At 74.9% G+C, this 19,122-nt stretch carries 21 protein-coding genes; 19 read left to right on the forward strand and 2 right to left on the reverse strand.

All coding sequences use genetic code 11. The features are described from left to right. The first annotated feature begins 9 nt into the window (after positions 1 to 9). The 8 genes from ffh (at position 10) to EV383_RS07725 (ending at position 5,941) form a co-directional block, all read left to right on the forward strand. The gene (gene ffh, locus EV383_RS07690) at positions 10 to 1,578 is read left to right on the forward strand and encodes a signal recognition particle protein (protein ID WP_130289263.1); all 1,569 of its coding nucleotides are present in this window, start codon (positions 10 to 12) and stop codon (positions 1,576 to 1,578) included. Beyond that, on the forward strand, positions 1,578 to 2,678 hold the full coding sequence (locus EV383_RS07695; protein ID WP_130289264.1) for an amidohydrolase family protein: 1,101 nt from the start codon (positions 1,578 to 1,580) through the stop codon (positions 2,676 to 2,678). The genes ffh and EV383_RS07695 overlap by 1 nt, the downstream gene beginning before the upstream one ends. Continuing rightward, entirely contained in the window at positions 2,675 to 3,568 is an 894-nt protein-coding gene (locus tag EV383_RS07700; RefSeq protein WP_207223461.1) for a CPBP family intramembrane glutamic endopeptidase, read from the forward strand. The genes EV383_RS07695 and EV383_RS07700 overlap by 4 nt, the downstream gene beginning before the upstream one ends. A 189-nt stretch (positions 3,569 to 3,757) precedes the next feature. After that, a complete protein-coding gene (gene rpsP, locus EV383_RS07705; protein WP_130289265.1) occupies positions 3,758 to 4,258 on the forward strand; it encodes a 30S ribosomal protein S16 in 501 nt (166 codons plus the stop codon). Then, entirely contained in the window at positions 4,255 to 4,494 is a 240-nt protein-coding gene (locus EV383_RS07710; protein WP_130289266.1) for an RNA-binding protein, read from the forward strand. Before rpsP ends, EV383_RS07710 begins: the two co-directional genes overlap by 4 nt. Before the next feature lie 44 nt (positions 4,495 to 4,538). Further along, entirely contained in the window at positions 4,539 to 5,060 is a 522-nt protein-coding gene (rimM, locus tag EV383_RS07715; protein WP_130289267.1) for a ribosome maturation factor RimM, read from the forward strand. A 102-nt stretch (positions 5,061 to 5,162) separates the two neighbouring features. Further along, a complete protein-coding gene (locus EV383_RS07720; protein ID WP_130289268.1) occupies positions 5,163 to 5,378 on the forward strand; it encodes an AsnC family protein in 216 nt (71 codons plus the stop codon). A gap of 14 nt (positions 5,379 to 5,392) precedes the next feature. Beyond that, the gene (locus EV383_RS07725; protein ID WP_165438271.1) at positions 5,393 to 5,941 is read left to right on the forward strand and encodes a Clp protease N-terminal domain-containing protein; all 549 of its coding nucleotides are present in this window, start codon (positions 5,393 to 5,395) and stop codon (positions 5,939 to 5,941) included. Between the two features lie 18 nt (positions 5,942 to 5,959). Here EV383_RS07725 and EV383_RS07730 read toward each other — a convergent pair whose 3' ends face one another. Beyond that, positions 5,960 to 6,703 carry an MgtC/SapB family protein gene (locus EV383_RS07730; protein ID WP_130289270.1) on the reverse strand — a complete coding sequence of 248 codons (744 nt, stop codon included), beginning with the start codon at positions 6,701 to 6,703 and terminating at the stop codon, positions 5,960 to 5,962. 125 nt (positions 6,704 to 6,828) lie between these two features. On the opposite strand from EV383_RS07730, the gene trmD reads away from it, so the two are divergent. The 10 genes from trmD to EV383_RS07780 all read left to right on the forward strand — a co-directional run bounded on the left by trmD (position 6,829) and on the right by EV383_RS07780 (position 18,048). Then, a complete protein-coding gene (gene trmD / locus EV383_RS07735) occupies positions 6,829 to 7,596 on the forward strand; it encodes a tRNA (guanosine(37)-N1)-methyltransferase TrmD (protein ID WP_130289271.1) in 768 nt (255 codons plus the stop codon). A 218-nt stretch (positions 7,597 to 7,814) separates the two neighbouring features. Continuing rightward, positions 7,815 to 8,174, forward strand: coding sequence for a 50S ribosomal protein L19 (gene rplS, locus EV383_RS07740; RefSeq protein WP_130289272.1), 360 nt, complete (start codon positions 7,815 to 7,817; stop codon positions 8,172 to 8,174). A 42-nt stretch (positions 8,175 to 8,216) separates the two neighbouring features. After that, positions 8,217 to 11,084, forward strand: coding sequence for a signal peptidase I (lepB, locus tag EV383_RS32855; RefSeq protein WP_341273708.1), 2,868 nt, complete (start codon positions 8,217 to 8,219; stop codon positions 11,082 to 11,084). A gap of 89 nt (positions 11,085 to 11,173) precedes the next feature. Beyond that, on the forward strand, positions 11,174 to 11,962 hold the full coding sequence (locus EV383_RS07750; protein WP_130294060.1) for a ribonuclease HII: 789 nt from the start codon (positions 11,174 to 11,176) through the stop codon (positions 11,960 to 11,962). Continuing rightward, entirely contained in the window at positions 11,959 to 12,282 is a 324-nt protein-coding gene (locus tag EV383_RS07755; RefSeq protein ID WP_130289273.1) for a DUF2469 domain-containing protein, read from the forward strand. Before EV383_RS07750 ends, EV383_RS07755 begins: the two co-directional genes overlap by 4 nt. Before the next feature lie 132 nt (positions 12,283 to 12,414). Next, entirely contained in the window at positions 12,415 to 12,777 is a 363-nt protein-coding gene (locus EV383_RS07760) for a YraN family protein (RefSeq protein ID WP_130289274.1), read from the forward strand. Then, the gene (locus tag EV383_RS07765; protein ID WP_130289275.1) at positions 12,777 to 14,294 is read left to right on the forward strand and encodes a YifB family Mg chelatase-like AAA ATPase; all 1,518 of its coding nucleotides are present in this window, start codon (positions 12,777 to 12,779) and stop codon (positions 14,292 to 14,294) included. Before EV383_RS07760 ends, EV383_RS07765 begins: the two co-directional genes overlap by 1 nt. Further along, positions 14,291 to 15,472 carry a DNA-processing protein DprA gene (gene dprA / locus EV383_RS07770; protein WP_130289276.1) on the forward strand — a complete coding sequence of 394 codons (1,182 nt, stop codon included), beginning with the start codon at positions 14,291 to 14,293 and terminating at the stop codon, positions 15,470 to 15,472. The genes EV383_RS07765 and dprA overlap by 4 nt, the downstream gene beginning before the upstream one ends. 577 nt (positions 15,473 to 16,049) lie before the next feature. Continuing rightward, a complete protein-coding gene (locus EV383_RS07775; protein ID WP_130289277.1) occupies positions 16,050 to 16,961 on the forward strand; it encodes a tyrosine-type recombinase/integrase in 912 nt (303 codons plus the stop codon). Further along, positions 16,936 to 18,048: a FliA/WhiG family RNA polymerase sigma factor gene (locus EV383_RS07780; RefSeq protein ID WP_242622961.1), complete on the forward strand. Its 1,113-nt coding sequence runs from the start codon at positions 16,936 to 16,938 to the stop codon at positions 18,046 to 18,048. Before EV383_RS07775 ends, EV383_RS07780 begins: the two co-directional genes overlap by 26 nt. A 172-nt stretch (positions 18,049 to 18,220) precedes the next feature. On the opposite strand, the gene EV383_RS07785 is transcribed toward EV383_RS07780, so the two are convergent. Continuing rightward, on the reverse strand, positions 18,221 to 18,610 hold the full coding sequence (locus tag EV383_RS07785; protein ID WP_423213637.1) for a M23 family metallopeptidase: 390 nt from the start codon (positions 18,608 to 18,610) through the stop codon (positions 18,221 to 18,223). Positions 18,611 to 18,684: 74 nt separating this feature from the next. Here EV383_RS07785 and EV383_RS31065 point away from each other — a divergent pair, with 74 nt between their 5' ends. Beyond that, the gene (locus tag EV383_RS31065; protein ID WP_165438171.1) at positions 18,685 to 18,987 is read left to right on the forward strand and encodes a hypothetical protein; all 303 of its coding nucleotides are present in this window, start codon (positions 18,685 to 18,687) and stop codon (positions 18,985 to 18,987) included. Positions 18,988 to 19,122: the final 135 nt, after the last annotated feature.

Here is a 19,122-nt window from a genome sequence, read left to right on the forward strand (position 1 = left end):
CTGTTCAGGGTGTTCGACTCCCTCTCCGAGCGGCTCGGTTCCACACTCCGCGACCTGCGCGGCAAGGGCCGGCTCTCCGACGCCGACATCGATGCCACCGCGCGCGAGATCCGCATCGCCCTGCTGGAGGCGGACGTCGCGCTGCCGGTGGTGCGTGCCTTCATCAACCGCATCAAGGAGCGGGCGAAGGGCGCGGAGGTGTCCGGCGCGCTGAACCCGGCCCAGCAGGTCGTCAAGATCGTCAACGAGGAGCTCGTCGGGATCCTCGGCGGCGAGACCCGGCGCCTGGTCTTCGCCAAGGAACCGCCGACGGTCATCATGCTGGCCGGTCTGCAGGGCTCCGGTAAGACGACGCTGGCCGGCAAGCTCGGCCGCTGGCTCAAGAGCCAGGGCCACACCCCGCTGCTCGTGGCCTGCGACCTGCAGCGCCCGAACGCGGTGAACCAGCTCCAGATCGTCGGCGAGCGCGCGAACGTGCCGACGTTCGCCCCGCACCCCGGCGCGACCGGCTCCGGTGAGCTGCCCGAGGGTCCCGGCGACCCGGTGCGCGTGGCCCGCGAGGGCATCGCGCACGCGAAGGACAAGCTCTACGACGTCGTCGTCGTCGACACCGCGGGCCGCCTGGGCGTCGACGAGGAGCTGATGCGCCAGGCGTCCGACATCCGCGAGGCCGTGCAGCCCGACGAGGTGCTCTTCGTCGTCGACGCGATGATCGGTCAGGACGCGGTCGCCACGGCCGAGGCGTTCCGCGACGGCGTCGGCTTCACCGGCGTCGTGCTCACCAAGCTCGACGGCGACGCCCGCGGTGGTGCGGCGCTGAGCGTCCGCGAGGTCACCGGGCAGCCGATCCTGTTCGCCTCCAACGGCGAGAAGCTCGAGGACTTCGACGTCTTCCACCCGGACCGCATGTCGTCGCGGATCCTGGGCATGGGCGACCTGCTCACGCTGATCGAGCAGGCCGAGCAGCACTTCGACGCCGAGCAGTCCGCCGCCACCGCGGCCAAGATGGGCTCCGGCGAGCTGACCCTGGAGGACTTCCTCCAGCAGATGCTCGCGATCCGCAAGATGGGCCCGATCGGCAACATCCTCGGGATGCTGCCCGGCGCCAACTCGGGGCAGATGAAGGACGCGCTGTCCCAGGTCGACGACAAGCAGATCGACAAGCTGCAGGCGATCATCCGCGGCATGACCCCGGCCGAGCGCGACGACCCGAAGATCATCAACTCGTCGCGGCGGCAGCGCATCGCGAACGGTTCCGGCGTGACCGTCTCCGACGTCAACGACCTGGTCAACCGGTTCTTCGACGCCCGCAAGATGATGAAGCAGATGGCCGGGCAGTTCGGTTTCGGCGGGGGTGGCCGCAGCGCCACCAAGAAGATCCCGAAGAACGCGCGCAAGGCCCGTCAGGCGAAGAAGGGCCGCAAAGGCGGCCCGACGCCGTCGCGCGCCGCGGGCATGCCCGACCTGTCGAACATGCCGAAGACCCTGCAGGAGCTGCCGCCGGGTCTCGGATCGCTCGACCAGCTGCCGTCCGGCTTCGACCCGTCGAAGCTGAACTTCGGCAAGAAGAAGCCCTGATGGGCGACCTGCCGGTCACCGGATGGCGGCTGCGGGCCACGGTCCTGCCCTCGGGCGAGGACACCGAGCTGTGGATCGACGGCGACGGCCGGTTCAGCGACGGCCCGCTGCCCGGCGCCGACGACCTCGGCAGCGGCGGGTTCGTCCTGCCGGGCCTGGTCGACGCGCACTGCCACGTCGGGCTCGGCCCGGACGGCCCGGTCACCGACCTCGACGAGTGCGAGCGCCAGGCCCGCACCGACCGCGACGCCGGCACGCTGCTCATCCGCGACTGCGGATCCCCGGTCGACACCTCGGCGCTGCAGGCCCGCGAGGACCTGCCGGAGATCATCCGGGCGGCCCGGCACGTGGCCCGTCCGAAGCGCTACATCCCGGGCCTGGCCGTCGAGCTCGACGACCCGAAGCTCCTCGTCGACGAGGTGCGCCGCCAGGCCGCGGCCGGTGACGGCTGGGTGAAGCTGGTCGGGGACTGGATCGACCGCGGCGTCGGCGACCTCGCCCCGCTCTGGCCCGACGACGTCCTCGCCGAGGCGATCTCCGCCGCGCACGAGGTGGGGGCGCGGGTCACCGCGCACGTGTTCGGCACCGACGCGCTGCACGGGCTGGTCGGGGCCGGGATCGACTGCATCGAGCACGGCACCGGGCTGTCCGACGACCTGATCTCGGAGATGGCCGCCCGCGGCACCGCGCTGGTCCCGACCCTGATCAACGTCGAGACGTTCCCGTCGATCGCCGACGGCGCGTCGAAGTACCCGGACTACGCCGCGCACATGCGCGCGCTGCACGCAGGGGCCGCCGACGTCGTCCGGCGCGCCGCCGAGGCCGGGATCCCGATCTACGCGGGCACCGACGCCGGCGGCGGCATCCGGCACGGCCGGATCGTGGACGAGATCGTGGCCCTGCGCGACGCCGGGCACCCGGATCCCCTCGGCGCGGCGAGCTGGTCGGCCCGGACCTGGCTGGGACGTCCCGGCCTGGAGACCGGCGCGCCCGCCGACCTGGTCGTCTACCGCGACGACCCGCGCACGGACCTGGAGTCGCTGCGTCACCCCTCGCTGGTGCTGGTGCGCGGGCGCCGGGTGCCGGTGGGGAGCTCGTGACCACCGGACCGCCCGCGCCGCACGGCGCCGGGCCGGTGCCGGACGAGCCGCACGGATCCGCCGGGCCCGCGCCCGCCCCCGTCGCCGGGTGGCCGGTGCCACCGGCGGGACCCGCGCAGCCGTGGAACGGCCCGTACCCGGGCCCGCCCGGGCCGCCGCCGCGCCGCCCGGGGCTGTTCTCCCTGCGACCGGCGCCCCCGCCCCCGCCGCACCGGTGGGGGATCGGGGCGTTCGTCGTCGTCGAGGCCGTCTTCCTCGGGGTGTCGCTGCTGGTCGGCTACCTGGTGCCCACGTCGGGCTCGATCAACGGGATCCTGGTCGCGCTGGTCGTGCCGACGGTGCTGGCCGCGATCACCGCGGTGGTGCTCACGTGGTGGCGGGGCAACGGCCCGGCGCTGGACCTGGGCCTGCGCTGGTCCTGGGACGACGTCGGGATCGGGCTGGTCATCGGGTTCCTGGGGCTGCTGCTGACGGTGCCCGCGGCACTGGTCTACGCCGCGATCGTCGGCCCGGAGGGGGCGACGACGGCGGTCGGCGACATCTTCGCCGGGGTGCGCACGTCGTGGCCGATGGCGCTGCTGGTGATGTTCGTGGTCGTCGTCGTCGCGCCGTTCTGCGAGGAGATCATGTACCGCGGCCTGCTCTGGGGCGCGGTCGCCAAGCACATCCCGAACCGGCCGGTCGTCATCTACCTGGTCACGACGCTGCTGTTCGCGTTCGCGCACTTCGAGCTCACGCGTACGCCGCTGCTGTTCGTGGTGGCGCTGCCGCTGGGTCTGGCCCGGATGCTGACCGGACGGCTCGGCGCGAGCGTGCTGGCGCACCAGATGAACAACTTCCTGCCCGGCCTGGCGCTCGCGCTGATGTTGGTCGGGGTCGTCGAGGTCTAGCCGCCCCTCCCGCCGTCCGGGGAGGGCGTGGCGTGCGGGAGAGCATCTGGCAGAATGGCCGTTCAGGTCCGCGGTCGGCCCTCTACCAACCGTGACCAAGCCGAAAGAGACAGCAGGCCCGTAACCCCACGCGAGCGCCGGCTGGCTCATCGCAGCACGACACATACTTTCGCGAGGAGCACCCACAGCGTGGCCGTCAAGATCAAGCTGATGCGTCTGGGCAAGATCCGCCAGCCCTACTACCGCGTCGTCGTCGCCGACTCGCGCACCCGGCGCAACGGCCGGGCGATCGAGACCATCGGCAAGTACCACCCGAAGAACGAGCCGAGCCTCATCGAGATCGACTCGGACCGTGCGCAGTACTGGCTCGGCGTCGGCGCCCTGCCGACCGAGACGGTGCAGAACCTGCTCGAGGTCACCGGTGACTGGCAGAAGTTCAAGGGCCTGCCCGGCACCGAGGGCACCCTGAAGCCGCAGCCGGAGAAGGTCGACAAGCTGGCCCGCTTCCAGCAGGCGCTGGCCGAGGCCAACGACGAGCCGAGCACGGCCGCCACCACGCCGAAGAAGAAGTCCGAGCCGAAGGCGCGCGTCGGCGCGACCGCCGACGAGGCCCCGGCCGAGGCGGCCACCAAGGCCGACGACGTCGTCGACGCGACCAAGGACGCCGACGCACCCGCCACCGAGTCGTGACCCTGCTCGCGGACGCCCTCGAGCACCTCGTGCGGGGCATCGTGGACCACCCTGACGAGGTCAAGGTGGACATGGTGACCGGACGACGTGGCCGGATCCTCGAGGTCCGGGTGCACCCCGACGACCTCGGCAAGGTGATCGGCCGGGGTGGTCGTACGGCCACCGCGCTGCGCAACGTCATCGGTGGCGTGGGCGGCCGCGGGGTCCGGGTCGACGTCGTCGACACCGACCGCTAGGCGGATCGGTCATCGAGACACGACGTACCGACGCCGACCGGGACATGGTCCTGGTCGGCGTCGTCGTGCGTGTGCACGGTCTGCGCGGCGAGGCCGTGGTCGACCTGCACACCGATGCCCCGGACGAGCGTTTCGCCCCCGGCACCGTACTGACCGTGCGCCGCTCCGGCGGGGCCCGTTCGGCGCCGCTGACGGTCGCGACCGCGCGCCCGCACTCCGGCCGGCTGCTCGTCCGTTTCGACGGCGTCGAGGACCGCGACGGCGCCGAGGCGCTGCGGGGTGCGCAGCTGCTGCTGCCCACCTCCGCGCTCGACGCCCCGGCGGACCCGGACGAGTTCCACGCCCACCAGCTGGAGGGCCTGCGGGCCGAGCTCACCGACGGGACGGTCGTCGGCACGGTCCGGGAGGTCGTGCACGGCCCCGGCGGCGAGCTGCTGGTCCTGCAGCGCCCGGACGGCCCGGAGGCGATGGTGCCGTTCGTGACGGCCATCGTGCCCACCGTCGACCTGGGCGGCGGGCGCATCGTGCTCGACCCGCCCGAGGGGTTGCTCGACCCCGAGGAGTGATCCCTGCCCCCGAGCCCGGCACACGGCGTGTGCCGGGCTTTTTCGTGTTCTCGTCGTCAACCTCGGTTGACAAGGACTCGCTGTCAACCTATGTTGACGGTCATGAGTGATGCGACAGCGGTGGCCGCGGCGGCGTCGAGCAAGGACCCGGCCGTCGGCCTGGCGGCCGTGTCGTCCCTGCGGGGGCTGCTGGAGTCGCTGGAAGAGCTGCAGGTCGGCAACGCGCGGGACCAGGGGTGGTCCTGGCAGCAGATCGCCGAGGCACTGCACGTCAGCCGGCAGGCGGTGCACAAGAAGTACCGCCGGTTCGGGTTCTGAGAGGGGAGACGCACGTGTTCGAGAGGTTCACCGGTCCGGCACGACGGGTCGTCGTGCTCGCGCAGGAGGACGCGCGCGAGCGCCGTCAGAACGAGATCCGCACCGAGAACATGCTGGTGGGGCTCGTCCGCACGCCGGGGTCGCCGGGGGAGGCGCTGCTGCGTGCGGCCGGGGTCGACCGGTCCGTCGTCGAGGCCGATCTGGCGCGGCGGGCCGAGCCGGACGGGGCCGCGGCCCTGGCCTCGCTCGGGATCGACCTCGAGGAGGTGCGCCGCCGCGTCGACGAGTCGTTCGGGCCCGGCGCGCTGGACCGCACCCGGGCCGCGCGCGGGCGCCGGCGGCCCGGCCACGTCCCGTTCGAGAAGCCGGCCAAGAAGGCGCTGGAGCTGGCGCTGCGGGAGGCGGTCCGGCTGGGGCACCGCCACATCGGCACCGAGCACGTCCTGCTCGGACTGCTCTGGCCCGCCACCACGGCACAGGAGATCCTCGCCTGCCACGGCGTCACCCTGGACGGCATGCGCACCGCGGTGACCGAGCTGGGCCGGGGCAGCGCCAGCGGCTGACCCGGCGGGGGATCGGGGCTACAGCTCCTCGTCGTCGCGAGGTCCGTCGTCGCCCGTGGAGGCGGAGCGGACGCCGTCGAGCTCGGCGAGCTCGCCGGCCAGGCCCGCCAGGTCGCCGCGGCCCTGGAGCAGCAGCGTCAGCGCGGCGACGCGGACGCCGTCGTCGGTGAACGTCTCGCGCTCCACCGACACCTGCGCGACGGCGAAACCGGCCCCGGTGCAGCGCTCCAGCACGGTGCGCAGGATGCCGAGACCGTCGGTGTAGCGCAGCCGCAGCATCGGCGGTTCCCGGCGACGTCGGCGGGTCGCCCGGGCCAGCGGCTGCAGGCCCCGGGTGACCACGAAGTGCCCGGCGGTCGCCACCACGGCGAGGAGGGGGAGCCCCGCCCCGCACGCGCTGCCGACGGCCGCGGCGAGCCAGATCGTCGCCGCCGTCGTCAGGCCGCGCACGGCGTCCTGCCGGACGAAGATCAGCCCGGCGCCGAGGAAACCGATGCCGGAGACGATCTGGGCCGCGACCCGGGACGGGTCCAGCGCGATGTTCTCCTGCCCGAGCAGGTCGGCGAAGCCGTACTTCGAGATCAGCACGAACACCGCGGACCCGACGCCGACCAGGGTGTGGGTGCGCAGACCCGCGCTCTTCGCGCCGGCCTCGCGTTCCAGGCCGATGACCGTGGTCAGGACGAGGGCGAGCACCACGGGGAGCGCCAGCTCCCACTGCCGGGGGGTGGACCAGAGCGCGGAGTACCACTCCGGGGGCATGGCCGGGGCTCCTCTCGGAACGATGCACGGGCAGGGCCGTCGGACAGGTCTGCCGGGCGGGGCTGTCGGACGGGCTCCCGGGCGCGGCGGGGGCGGTCCGCGGGGGCTCTGCGACGATCCGGCGCGTGCGGATCGACGTGGTGAGCATCTTCCCCTCCTATCTCGCGCCGCTGCGCGAGGCCCTGCTGGGCCGGGCGATCTCCCGCGGTCTGCTCGAGCTGACCGTGCACGACCTGCGGGCCTGGACCCACGACGTGCACCAGGCCGTCGACGACTCGCCCTACGGCGGCGGGCCCGGGATGGTCATGCGCCCGCAGGTGTGGGGCGACGCGCTCGACGACGTGCTCGCCGGACCGCCCGCGCGGCTGGTCGTGCCGACGCCGGCCGGGCGGCCGTTCACCCAAGCGCTGGCCCGGGAGTTCTCGGCCGAGGAGCGCCTGGTGTTCGCCTGCGGCCGGTACGAGGGGATCGACCAGCGGGTGCTCGACGACGCCGCACGCCGCGTCACCGTCGACGAGGTCAGCATCGGCGACTACGTGCTCGTCGGCGGTGAGGTGGCGGTGCTGGCCATCGTCGAGGCGGTGGTCCGGCTGCTGCCCGGGGTGCTCGGCAACCCGCGCTCGGCGGCCGAGGACTCGTTCTCCGACGGGCTCCTGGAGGGGCCCGCCTACACCCGTCCGGAGGTCTGGCGCGGTCTCGCGGTGCCCGACGTCCTGCGCAGCGGCAACCACGCCCTGATCGACCGCTGGCGCCGCGACCGGTCCCTGGAGCGCACGCACCGGCGTCGCCCGGACCTGCTCGAGGCGCTGCCCGCGGACGCCCTGGACCGCGCCGACCGGGCCCTTCTCGACGGTCTGGGCGCCGCGGTGGACCCGGGCGGCCCCGAGGGGTGACCTGGGGGTGACCGGAGGGGTGAACCGCGCCCGACCCCACCGGGTGTCCGGGCGGCCGGGCGTGTCTGGCACTATGGACGGGTTGCCAGCGCCCGGTGCGTCGTCCCTTCGACAGGGATCGTGCCGGTGGGCGCACCCGCCTCTCGCGGGCGAGGCCCACACGGCCGCGGCACCGACCGACGAGAACCAACGTACGACCACGAGGACGGACCTTCGCGATGAACACCCTGGACGCACTGGACGCGCAGATGCTGCGCTCCGACATCCCCGCCTTCCGGCCGGGTGACACGCTCAAGGTGCACGTGAAGGTCATCGAGGGCAGCCGCTCACGTGTCCAGGTGTTCCAGGGCGTGGCGATCCGTCGTCACGGCGAGGGCGCACGGGAGACCTTCACCGTCCGCAAGATCTCGTTCGGTGTCGGCGTCGAGCGCACCTTCCCGGTGCACTCGCCCAACATCGACAAGATCGAGGTCGCGACCCGCGGCGACGTGCGTCGCGCGAAGCTCTACTACCTCCGTGACCTGCGCGGTAAGGCCGCAAAGATCAAGGAGCGTCGAGAGACTCCTTCCGCGTCGTGACCGTCACCCCGTCGTGATGGTTCGGTGACGTAACCTCGTCCTGTGGCATTCCCCGAGCTCCCCGATGATCGCCGGGCCCGCCCCCGTCGGTATCGCGGCAGTGATGATGCCCCGGCGGAGCAGGACGACCGGCCCCGTCGCCCCCGTGGCGACCGGGCCGACGAGGTGGACCGCCCCGGCCGTCGTGACGGGGCGTCCCACCGCCCGCCGGCCGACGAGGCCGGTGTCGCGGAGGAGCAGGACTTCCTGCTCGGTGCCGCACTGCAGCGCGGGGTGCCCGCCCGTTACGGCGCACGCCCGCCCGGCCCGGACGGTGAACCCGTCCCGGAGCGGCCCCGGGTGAGCCGCTCCCGCCGCGCCGAGGACCGTGACGCCGGTGCCTCCGGCCGGCACGGAGCGGTCGCGAACGGATCGCACGACCGCGGTGGCAACGGGTACGGCCCCCACGGGCACGCCCCGAACGGCTCCGGCGCGAACGGACACAACGGCTACGGGTACGACGGCAACGGTCACGGGGCCGGTGACGACGGCCGTGCCGCCGACGAGACGTCCCGCCGTCGCCCCTCGGAGCGGATCCGGGACTCCTACGCCTTCGACGGCACCGGTCCCGACACCGGGCCGCGCCGCCGCCCTCCCCGCGAGGAGCGCCCGCCGCCGCGGTCCCGCACCACCGGGAACGGCCGCGCTCCCGGCGATGACGTCGACCGTCCCCGCCGCGACGACGCGCTGCGTTCCCGCCACGCCCCCGGCCCGGACGACGTCGCGCCACCGCCTGCGCGCCGGCCGCGCCTCGACGAGCCGCCCCGCATCGACGACCCACCCCGATTCGACGGCGGCGTCCCGCCGCCCGCCGCGACCGGGTCGCACCGCGCCCGCGGTCCCGTCGCGCCGGACGACCGCATCCGCCCGGACCGGGCGCGCCCGGACGTCGAGCAGAACGGTGCGTCCCGGACGGGCCGCCGCCGAGCGCAGGAGCCCGTCGCCCCGCCGTACCCCGACCAGATCACCGGCTGGAACCAGGACGGGGTCCCCGACGGCCCCGCTCGCAACGGCTCGGACCGCAACGGTCGCGGCGGCCCCGACGGCATCGGCGCCGGCCGCAACGGCCGGGGACCCGTCGGTCACGAGCCCGGCCGCCCCGACGGGCGTCAGCGCCACGATCAGGACGCCTACGGCGAGCGGTCGTACGCCGACGAGCCCACGTCCCGCCGGAGGGCCCCCTCCTCCCGCCCGGGACCGGGCGAGCCCGTTCCGCCGCGTACCTCCGAGTGGCCGCCCCCGGGCCGTCGCGCGGCCGATCCCTCCGCGCCCGCGCCCGCGTACGCGGACGAGCCGGGCGCACGTCGCCGGGCACCGGAACCGTCCGGTCCCCGCGCCTACGCCGGCGACGAGCCGGTCCGCCGTCCCCGTGATCCGCTCGGCCCGCCGATGCCGCCCGCCGACGCCCCGGACCCGCGCCGCACCCGTCGTGACCCCGAGGATCTCCGCGGGGCCGACCCCCGCGGGGCCGACCCCCGCGGAGCCGTTCCGCATGCCGAGCCGGGCCGCTACGGCCGTCCGGATCCCGGAGCCGCGGGGGAACGCCCGGTGCGCCCGCGCGGCGACGCCGCCGACCCGTCCCGCCGACCGGTGGCCCCGGGCGACGACCGACCGGTACCGACCGAGGCGATCGCCGCGGCGGCAGCCCCGGCCGACCTCGACGACGCCGGAACCCGCGACGCGGAGATCGGGGACGACGCGGCCCAGGACACGACCGCGCTCCCGGGCCGGCGCCGCCGCGCCGCCGGGACCCGCGGACGGGGCCGCTCCGCCGTGCCCCCGGCCGCGACCGACGTCGACGGCACCGCGCGGGCCCGTGACCCCGTCCGCGGTGATCCGGACGACGGGGACCGGCCGGGCGCAGCGGCGCTCGCCGACCCACCCGACGACGATCCGGACGCCACGGTCGCCGCCGACACCGACGGTCCGCGCGAGGGGAAGCGCAGCGGGCCGGCCGGGGTCGCCGGGAAGATCGCGGCACTGACGTCGAAGGGCGGCAGGTCCAAGGGCGACGACGGCGAGAAGAAGCCGATGTCGTTCTGGAAGGAGCTGCCGCTGCTGGTCGGCGTGGCACTGGTGCTCACGTTCCTGATCTCGACGTTCGTGGCGAAGGTCTTCGTCATCCCGTCCGGGTCGATGGAGACGACGCTGCACGGCTGCACCGGCTGCACGAACGACCGCGTGCTCGTCGACAAGGTCACCTACAACTTCACCGACATCTCGCCCGGTGACGTCGTGGTCTTCCGCGGGCCGGACAGCTGGTCCAACTCGGAGTACGAGCTCGACCAGCCCTCGAGCGCGCTCACGCGGGGTCTGCAGATGGCCGGGTCGTTGATCGGGCTGTCGCCGCCGGACGAGAAGGACTTCGTCAAGCGCGTGATCGCCGTCGGCGGGCAGACCGTGGCCTGCTGCGACGCGCTCAACCAGGTGATGGTCGACGGGCAGCCGCTCGACGAGCCCTACATCTACTACCTGCCCGAGGCCGGTCCGGCCCGGCAGATCCCGTTCGGGCCGATCACGGTGCCGCAGGGCGAGATGTGGATGATGGGCGACTCGCGGAACAACTCGGCCGACTCGCGGGCGTCCGGGCACGGCCCGGTGCCGGAGGAGAACGTCATCGGCAAGGTGCGCCTGATCGTGCTGCCGTTCGACCGGTTCGGCTGGGTCGACGCGGTCGATCCGCAGACCACGCAGACGGCCGCGGGCCCGGAGAGCTCCGGGGGGCTCCCGGCCGGGGCGCCGCTGGCGCTCGGCATGATGGGGGCCTTCCCGTTCGCCCTCGGGAGGCGGCGCGCACTGCGCCGCCGCGCCGAGGAGGAGCGGTTCCTGCCCCTGACGCGCCGCCGGAGCCGGTGGCGCGCGACATCCTGACCGGGAGAGCGGTGCCGGTTCCCGTCCCGCGGTCGCGCCGGAAGCCGGCGCGCCGCCCCCGCAAGCCCGCCCAGGTCCTGCCCGGGTCGCTGCGGCCGCCGCGTGCGGTCGTGCGCGACTCCGGGAGCTGGACGCTGCAGGCGACCCTGCAGCGCTACGGGCTCGGCCCCGTCGCGGGCGTCGACGAGGCCGGTCGCGGCGCGAGTGCCGGGCCGCTCGTCGTGGCGGCGTGCGTGCTGCGCCCCTCGGACGCGAAGGCGCTCGACGGGCTGACCGACTCCAAACTGCTGACCCCCGCGGCCCGCGACCACTGGTTCGAGGTGATCGCGCGCCGGGCCGTCGACCTCGCCGTGGTGGTGATCCCGTCGACGGAGGTCGACCGGCGCGGGGTGCACGTCGCGAACATCGAGGGCATGCGGCGCGCCGTGGCGGGGCTGTCCGCGCCTCCGGGCTACGTGTTGACCGACGGGTTCGCCGTGCGGGGGTTCGGACGTCCGGCCCTGGCCGTACCCAAGGGCGACCGGGTCGCGGCCTGCGTCGCCGCCGCGTCGGTGCTGGCGAAGGTGACCCGGGACCGGCTGATGGTCGAGCTCGACGACGTCCGTCCGGGCTACGGGTTCGCGGTGCACAAGGGCTACAGCACGCCCGAACACGAGGCCGCGCTGACCGCGCTGGGCCCCTGCGACGACCACCGGTTCTCGTTCGCGAACGTGGCGGCGGTGGCCGGGCGCGGCGGTGTGCCCGGGCTGGTCCACAATGAGTCGGCGGCGGAGACGGACGGGCCCGGCCCGGACGACGACGTGGACGAGGTGGACCCGGCGGAGCTCGCCGGTCTCCGCGAACCGATGGACAGCGTCACGGGAGGGGCAGGCCAGTGAGCGCCGAGGATCTCGAGAAGTACGAGACCGAGATGGAGCTCACGCTCTACAAGGAGTACCGCGACATCGTCGCCCAGTTCTCCTACGTCGTGGAGACCGAGCGCCGCTTCTACCTGGCGAACTCCGTGGACGTGGCCCCGCGCAACGCCGACGGCGAGGTCTACTTCGAGGTCCGGATGTCGGACGCGTGGGTGTGGGACATGTACCGGCCGGCGCGGTTCGTGAAGAACGTGCGGGTGGTGACGTTCAAGGACGTCAACATCGAGGAGCTGGACACCCCGGACCTGCGCCTGCCGGAGACCGACACCTTCGGGGGCTGATCTCAGCACGGGCCACCGACGATTTCTCCCGGGGAGTCGTCGACACCCGAGGGTTGTCCCCAACACGGCACGCCCATCCACAATTTTCGATTCGCCGGTGCGGCGGGCCCCGCGGACGCGATCGTTGTCCCCATGGCAGCGAAGGACGATCTGGGCCGGCGCGGTGAGGACACCGCCGCCGAGTACCTGCGGGACACCCACGGGATGGTGGTGCTGTCCCGGAACTGGCGGTGCCGCGAGGGCGAGCTGGACATCGTCCTGACCGACCCCGAGCACCGCCTCGTCGTGTGTGAGGTCAAGACGCGGTCCGGGGTCGGGTTCGGCGAACCGGCGGAGTCGATCACGCCGCGCAAGGTGCGCCGGATCCGGCGTCTGGCCCGGGCGTGGATGGCCGCGCACCACGTCGGCTGGGTGGAACTGCGGTTCGACGTCGTCGCGGTGCTGATGCCGCCGGGCCGCGAGACCACCATCGCCTACTACCCGGCGGCGTTCTGATGGGCGGCCTCGCGCGGGTGTGGTCGGTGGCGGTGGACGGCGTCGACGGCGTCCCGGTGGAGATCGAGGCCGCGATCGGCGGCGGAATGCCCGGAGTGCACCTGCTCGGTCTGCCGGACGCGTCGCTGCAGGAGTCGAAGGACCGGGTCCGGTCCGCCGTCGTGCACTCGGGGCGGAACTGGCCCAACGAGCGGATCATCCTCGCGCTCTCCCCGGCGACCCTGCGCAAGACCGGGAGCGGGTTCGACACCGCCCTGGCCTGCGCGGTCCTCGCGGCCGCCGGCGGGGTGCGCCGCGACCGGCTCGACGGCACGGCTCTGCTCGGCGAGCTCGCCCTGGACGGGCGGATCCGCCCGGTACGCGGCGTGCTGCCCTGCCTGCTCGCGGCGCGGGCGGCCGGGCTGGCCCGGGTCGTGGTCCCGATGGCCGCCCTGCCCGAGGCGGCGCTGGTCGACGGCCTGGAGGTCTACGGCGCGGACTCGCTGTCCGACGTCCTGGCCTGGCTCGACGGCGACCTCGGGCTCGACCGCCCGGAACCGGCGCCCGCTGGCCCCGACCGTCCCGAGATGCCCGAGCTCGCCGACGTCGTCGGGCAGCCGGACGCGCGCCGGGCGCTGGAGATCGCGGCGGCGGGCGGGCACCACATGCTCATGGTCGGCCCGCCCGGCACCGGGAAGACGATGCTCGCCCAGCGGATCGTCGGCCTGTTGCCGGAGCTGAACCGCACCGAGGCGCTGCAGCTGGCCGGGATCCGGTCGGTGGCCGGGCGCCTGGGCACCGACGCGCCGCTGAGCACGCTCGCGCCGTTCGTGGCGCCGCACCACTCGGCGTCGGCGGCGGCGCTGCTCGGCGGCGGTAGCCGGATCGCCCGGCCCGGTGCGGTGTCGCTGGCGCACAAGGGAGTCCTCTTCGTCGACGAGACCCCGCACTGGTCGGCACACCTCCTCGACGCCCTGCGCACGCCGCTGGAGGAGGGGGAGGTGCGCCTGGCCCGCGCCGAGGGCACGGTCCGGTACCCGGCCCGGTTCCAGCTCGTGCTCGCCGCGAACCCGTGCCCCTGCGCACCGGCCAACGACCGGGACTGCATCTGCCCGGTGTCGGTGCGCCGTCGCTACTTCGGCCGGCTCTCCGGACCGTTGCTGGACCGGGTCGACCTGCGGGTGAAGATGCACCCCGTCACGGTCCTGGGTGCCGGCACCGACGAGCCGGGGGAGTGCACCGCCGTGGTGCGCAAACGGGTCCTCGACGCCCGCGACACCGCCGCGCAGCGGTGGTCGGGGCACGGGTGGCGCTGCAACGCCGACGTCCCGGGCACGGTGCTGCGCACGCGGTTCGCGCTGCCGCCGCCGGTGGTCGAGCCGCTGACGAGCCGGATGGAGGCCGGTGAGCTGTCGGCGCGCGGCGCCGACCGGGCACTGCGGGTCGCCTGGACCCTGGCCGACCTGGCCGGAGCCGAACGCCCGGACCGGACCATGGTCACCGAGGCGCTCTTCTACCGCGAACGGAGTGAGACATGAGCGCTGTGACGACGGACCTCGCCGCCGGCCACACCGGCGTCCCGGACGAGGTCCTGAAGGCCCGGGCCTACCTGCTGCGGGTGGCCGAGCCGCCGTGCCGCGAGGTGGTGGACCTGGTCCGGCAGTACGGGCCGGTGGAAGCCGCGGACCGGATCCGCCACGGGGTGCTGTCCGATCCTCTGTCCAAGAAGGTCCAGGCACGCCGCGCGCACGACCGCGCCGAGGCCGACCTCGAGGCCGCCCACGCCGTCGGGGCGCGGCTGCTGGTTCCCGAGGACCCGGAGTGGCCGGCGTGGCCGTTCACCGCCTTCGGCACCCGCGGGGCGCTGGCGAAGCCGGAGCTCGCCCCGCCGGTCGCGGTCTGGGTGCGTGGCGCCCGGTCGCTGTCGGAGCTGTGCGAGCCGGCGGTGTCGATCGTCGGGTCGCGTGCCGCCACCGGTTACGGCACGCACGCCGCGGCCGAGTTCGGCTCGGTGCTCGCCGCGGCCGGCGTCGGCGTGATCTCCGGGGCCGCGTTCGGGATCGACGCCGCCGCGCACCGGGGTGCGCTCGCCGTCGGCGGGCCGACCGTGGCCGTGCTGGCCTGCGGCCCGGACCGCGCCTACCCGGCGGCGCACGAGTCGCTCCTCGAGCGGATCGCGGCCTCCGGGGCGATCGTCAGCGAGTACCCGCCCGGCGCGGTGCCGGCCCGGCACCGGTTCCTGGTCCGCAACCGCCTGCTCGCGGCGATGGGCGGCGGCTGCGTGGTCGTCGAGGCCGGCGCGCGCAGCGGGTCGCAGCGCACCGCCTCCGACGCCCGGACCCTGGGCCGCCCGGTGATGGCGGTGCCCGGCCCGGTCACCTCGGCCATGTCGGTCGGGTGCCACGAGCTGGTCCGCGCCGGGGCGGAGCTCGTCGGGCGCCCGGAGCACGTACTGGAGACGGTCGGCCGCCTCGGGGTGGACCTGGCCGCGGCCCCGGCCCGTCCCCGTCGTCCGACCGACGGCCTGGACCCCGACGCCGCGGTCGTCCACGACGCCCTCCCGACCCGCGCGGCCTGGCCGGTCGACCGCCTGACCGAGGAGTCCGGCCTCCCCGCCGAGATCGTCCGCGCCTCCCTGGTCGATCTCGAGGAGCGAGGCCTGGCCGAGTACGTCCACGGTCTCTGGCAACGCCCGGCCCCGTCACCCCGGCGCTGACGGCGCCCGCGGCAGCCGGACCCGCGGTGCGACGGGCCCGACGCGCGGGGCGGTGTCTCGAGGGGGCGCGTGGACGCACGGGCGCGTGGTCGCCGGGCACCGGGAAGCGCTGCTACCGGGGAGCGCTGCCGGCGGGAGGCGTGGGCGCTGGGCGCTGCCACCGGGGCTCGGGTGCCGGGCTGCGCGCTGCGCGGCACCCGGCGCGGCGTCTCGGCAGTCGGCAGCGCCGTCGAGTGTCACCTCCCGCCGGTCGGACGACCATCAGGTTGCGCTCGCCGCCCATCGCTCCGCGGCGAGACGTCGGCAGACACACCATGGCTGCTGCAAGGGGATCGCGGATCCATGGCGCGTCGTTCGCCGACCCGTCGGGCTGACGCCACTCCCCGCCGAGCCGCCTCGCGCGGGGTCACCGGAGCAGCCGGCGCCCACCTCGGCCGGCAGAGTGTGCAAACGGGCCGGCCGGACTCCGGGTCGCAGTGGCCCCGGAGCGTCGGGGCGCGGTGGTCGACCGCCTCGACCGGAGCGGCACGCGTGGCGGTGCTTGATAACGCCCCGGCGGGCGCGCAGGGTCGCCGGTATGAGCGAACCCACCCTGGCACCGGACGTCGCGGCGGCGGTGGAGGCGTTCGCCGAGTACCTCACGCACGAGCGCGGGCGCTCCCGGCACACCGTGCGCGGCTACCGTTCGGACCTGGCCGACCTCCTGCGTGGGTTGCCGGTCCTCTCGGACCTGGACCTGGCGCACCTGCGGGACCGGCTGGCCGAGACCCGTGCCGCCGGAGCGGGCCGGGCCACGCTCGCCCGCCGGGCCGCGGCCGCCCGCACGTTCGGTGCCTGGGCGGTGCGCACCGGGCGTCTCGACACCGACCCGGCGATCCGGCTCGGCTCCCCGCGGGCCGGGACAGTCCTGCCCGAGGTGCTCGACGCCGGTGAGGCGGCCTCGGTGCTGGACGCGGCCACCTCGGGCGCGGCCGAGGACACCCCGGAGGCACTGCGCGACCTCCTAGTCCTGGAACTGCTCTACGCCACCGGTATCCGGGTCGGCGAGCTGTGCGGCCTCGACGTCGACGACGTCGACGAGAGCACCCGTACGCTGCGCGTGCTGGGCAAGGGGAACCGCGAACGGACCGTCGTGTTCGGCGTGCCGGCGGCCCGTACCCTGCACCGCTGGCGCGAGATCGGCCGCCCGGCCCTGGTGACCGCGGGGTCACCGCCGGCGCTGCTGCTCGGGGTCCGCGGCGGGCGGCTGGACCCCCGGGTCGCCCGGACCGTCGTGCATCGCGCGATCGGCGCAGTGCCGGGGCTCGCGGACACCGGACCGCACGGTCTGCGGCATGCTGCGGCCACCCATCTGCTCGAGGGCGGGGCCGACCTCCGTTACGTACAGGAGTTACTCGGTCACGCTACGCTGTCGACGACACAGATCTACACGCATGTCACGGTCGATCGGCTGAAGGTGGTTCATGATCAGGCCCACCCCAGGGCGTGAGGTGCCGGTAGCGGCCTCCTGCCTGGACGCAACGTTCCCGGCAGCACTCGCGTCGGCGCTCAGGAGGGCGAACGGGCAGGTCCCGGACCTCGCCCCGGCCGACATGCACACCGTCGGCGGGGGGCATGCGGGATTCGTCGCGGCGGCCCACCCGGCGCCGCACCTGACGCCGGTCGCCGACCCGCCGGAGACGGATCCGGGTGCGGCCCCGGTCGCCGGTTCCGCCGCGTTCGCCACCGGCACCGGCGTGCCCGCCACCGGTCCGGCGCGGATGGTCCTGGTCTCGTCCCGGCCCGGCGACACGCCCGAGCCCGTCGAGGATCACCTGATCGAGGTCGTCGACGCCGCGGCGGTGCTGCTGTGGCGGACGTTCCTGCAGCTCGGGGGACGTGCGGAACGGCAGAGGCTGATCGAGTACTACGCCCCGTTGGTGCGTGGCGTCGGGATGAAGCTGGCCGTGCGGCTGCCGTCGTCGATCGAGCTGGCCGACCTGGTGCAGTCCGGGACGTTCGGGCTGATGGAGGCGATCGACCGCTTCGACCCGGCGCGCGCGGTGCGGTTCGAGGGCTATGCCGCGCAACGGGTGCGCGGCGCGATGCTCGACGAGCTGCGTGCGCAGGACTGGGTGCCGCGGACGGTGCGCGCCCGCAGCCGCGAGGTGGAACGGGCCCGCGAGGCGGTGCAGCTGCGCCTCGGACGGTCCGCGACCGACAAGGAGCTGGCGGCCGAGCTCCGGATCGGTCTGCGCGAGCTGCGCCTGGCCACGCGACCGGTGCACGTCATCAGCGCCGACCGGCTCGACGACGACCTGCCGGGAGGTGGCGGGGTCGCGGAGCTGCTGATCGACCACGGCGCGCCCGACCCGGTGCAGTCCGCCGTCCACCGCGAGACCGTCCGCGAGCTCTGGTCCGCGGTCGCCCAGCTCGGGGACCGGGACCAGGTGGTGCTGCGCATGTACTACCTGGAGAACCGGACGCTGGCCGAGATCGGTGGTCTGCTGGGCGTCACGGAGTCGCGGGTATGCCAGCTGCACACCCGGATGGTGGCCCGCCTCCGCGGACGTCTCGAGCAGTCCCTGGCGGGCTGAGGACCTCGCCCCGTCCGACAGGCCCCTGTCGAACGGTGCGCCGCATCCCGGACCGAGACCGCCATGGCCGGGGTCGCGCGGTCAGGGCCCGCTGGTCCCACGCGGCTCGCAGCGCGGCTCCGGTCGCCGCCGGATCCTCGGTCCGGTCCGGTCCGGTCCGGTCCGTCGACGGTCACGGATCGACCCCGTCCCACGGCAGGAGCCGCACCCGGGAGGGGCGTAGCAGGACGAGCGGGTCCAGATAGTCGACCTTCCCGCGCCGGACACCCCAGTGCAGGCAGGCCACGGACGGGCACCCGGTGTGCCCCGCCTCGAGCACACCGAGCGGGTCACCGGCGGCCACCCGCGTGCCGGCGGTGACCGACGGGGTCACGGGCTCGTAGGTGGTGCGCAGGCCGTCCGGGTGGTCGACCGAGACCACCCCGCGCCCGGCGACCGGTCCGACGAACACGACGACGCCCTCCCGCGCGGCCAGCACCGCCGTCCCCGGCGCGGCGACGAGGTCGGCACCGCGGTGGCCCGGCCCGTAGCGGAACGTCGGCCGCCGGAACAGCGTGCCCACGGTCGGCACCGGCTGCAGCGGCCATGCGTAGTCAGCACCCGGAGCGCGGATCCCGGCCCCCGGAGGACGGGGTGGTGCCGGTGCCCGAGCCGCCGGTGCCGGACCGGACGCGGTCGGGGCAGGGGCTGTCGCCGGACCACCCGGTGGCGGACCACCTGCTGCCGGACCACCTACTGCCGGACCACCCGCTGCCGGACCACCCGGTGCCGGGCCGGACGGCGACGGGGTCGGTGACGCCGGAGTGTCCGGAGCAGGTGTGGCCGGTGTGGTCGGGGCGGGCGTGGCCGGTGGGACGGGGGTGGGTGTGGCCGACGCGGAGGGCGCGGGTGTGGGTGGTGCCGGTACCGGTGGCCCGGCCCGGGCCGTCCCGGGCATGAGGACCGCCAGCACCGTCACCGCGCACGCCGCCGTCGTCAGGACGGCGCGCAGGACGCGGCGGGAGCGGGGGATCGGAGCGGGCACCCGTCCAGCCTGCGAGAACCCCGGCCGATCGCCCTCGCCGATCGCGGATC

The sequence above is a fragment of the Pseudonocardia sediminis genome (genome assembly GCF_004217185.1).
Lineage (GTDB): Bacteria > Actinomycetota > Actinomycetes > Mycobacteriales > Pseudonocardiaceae > Pseudonocardia > Pseudonocardia sediminis.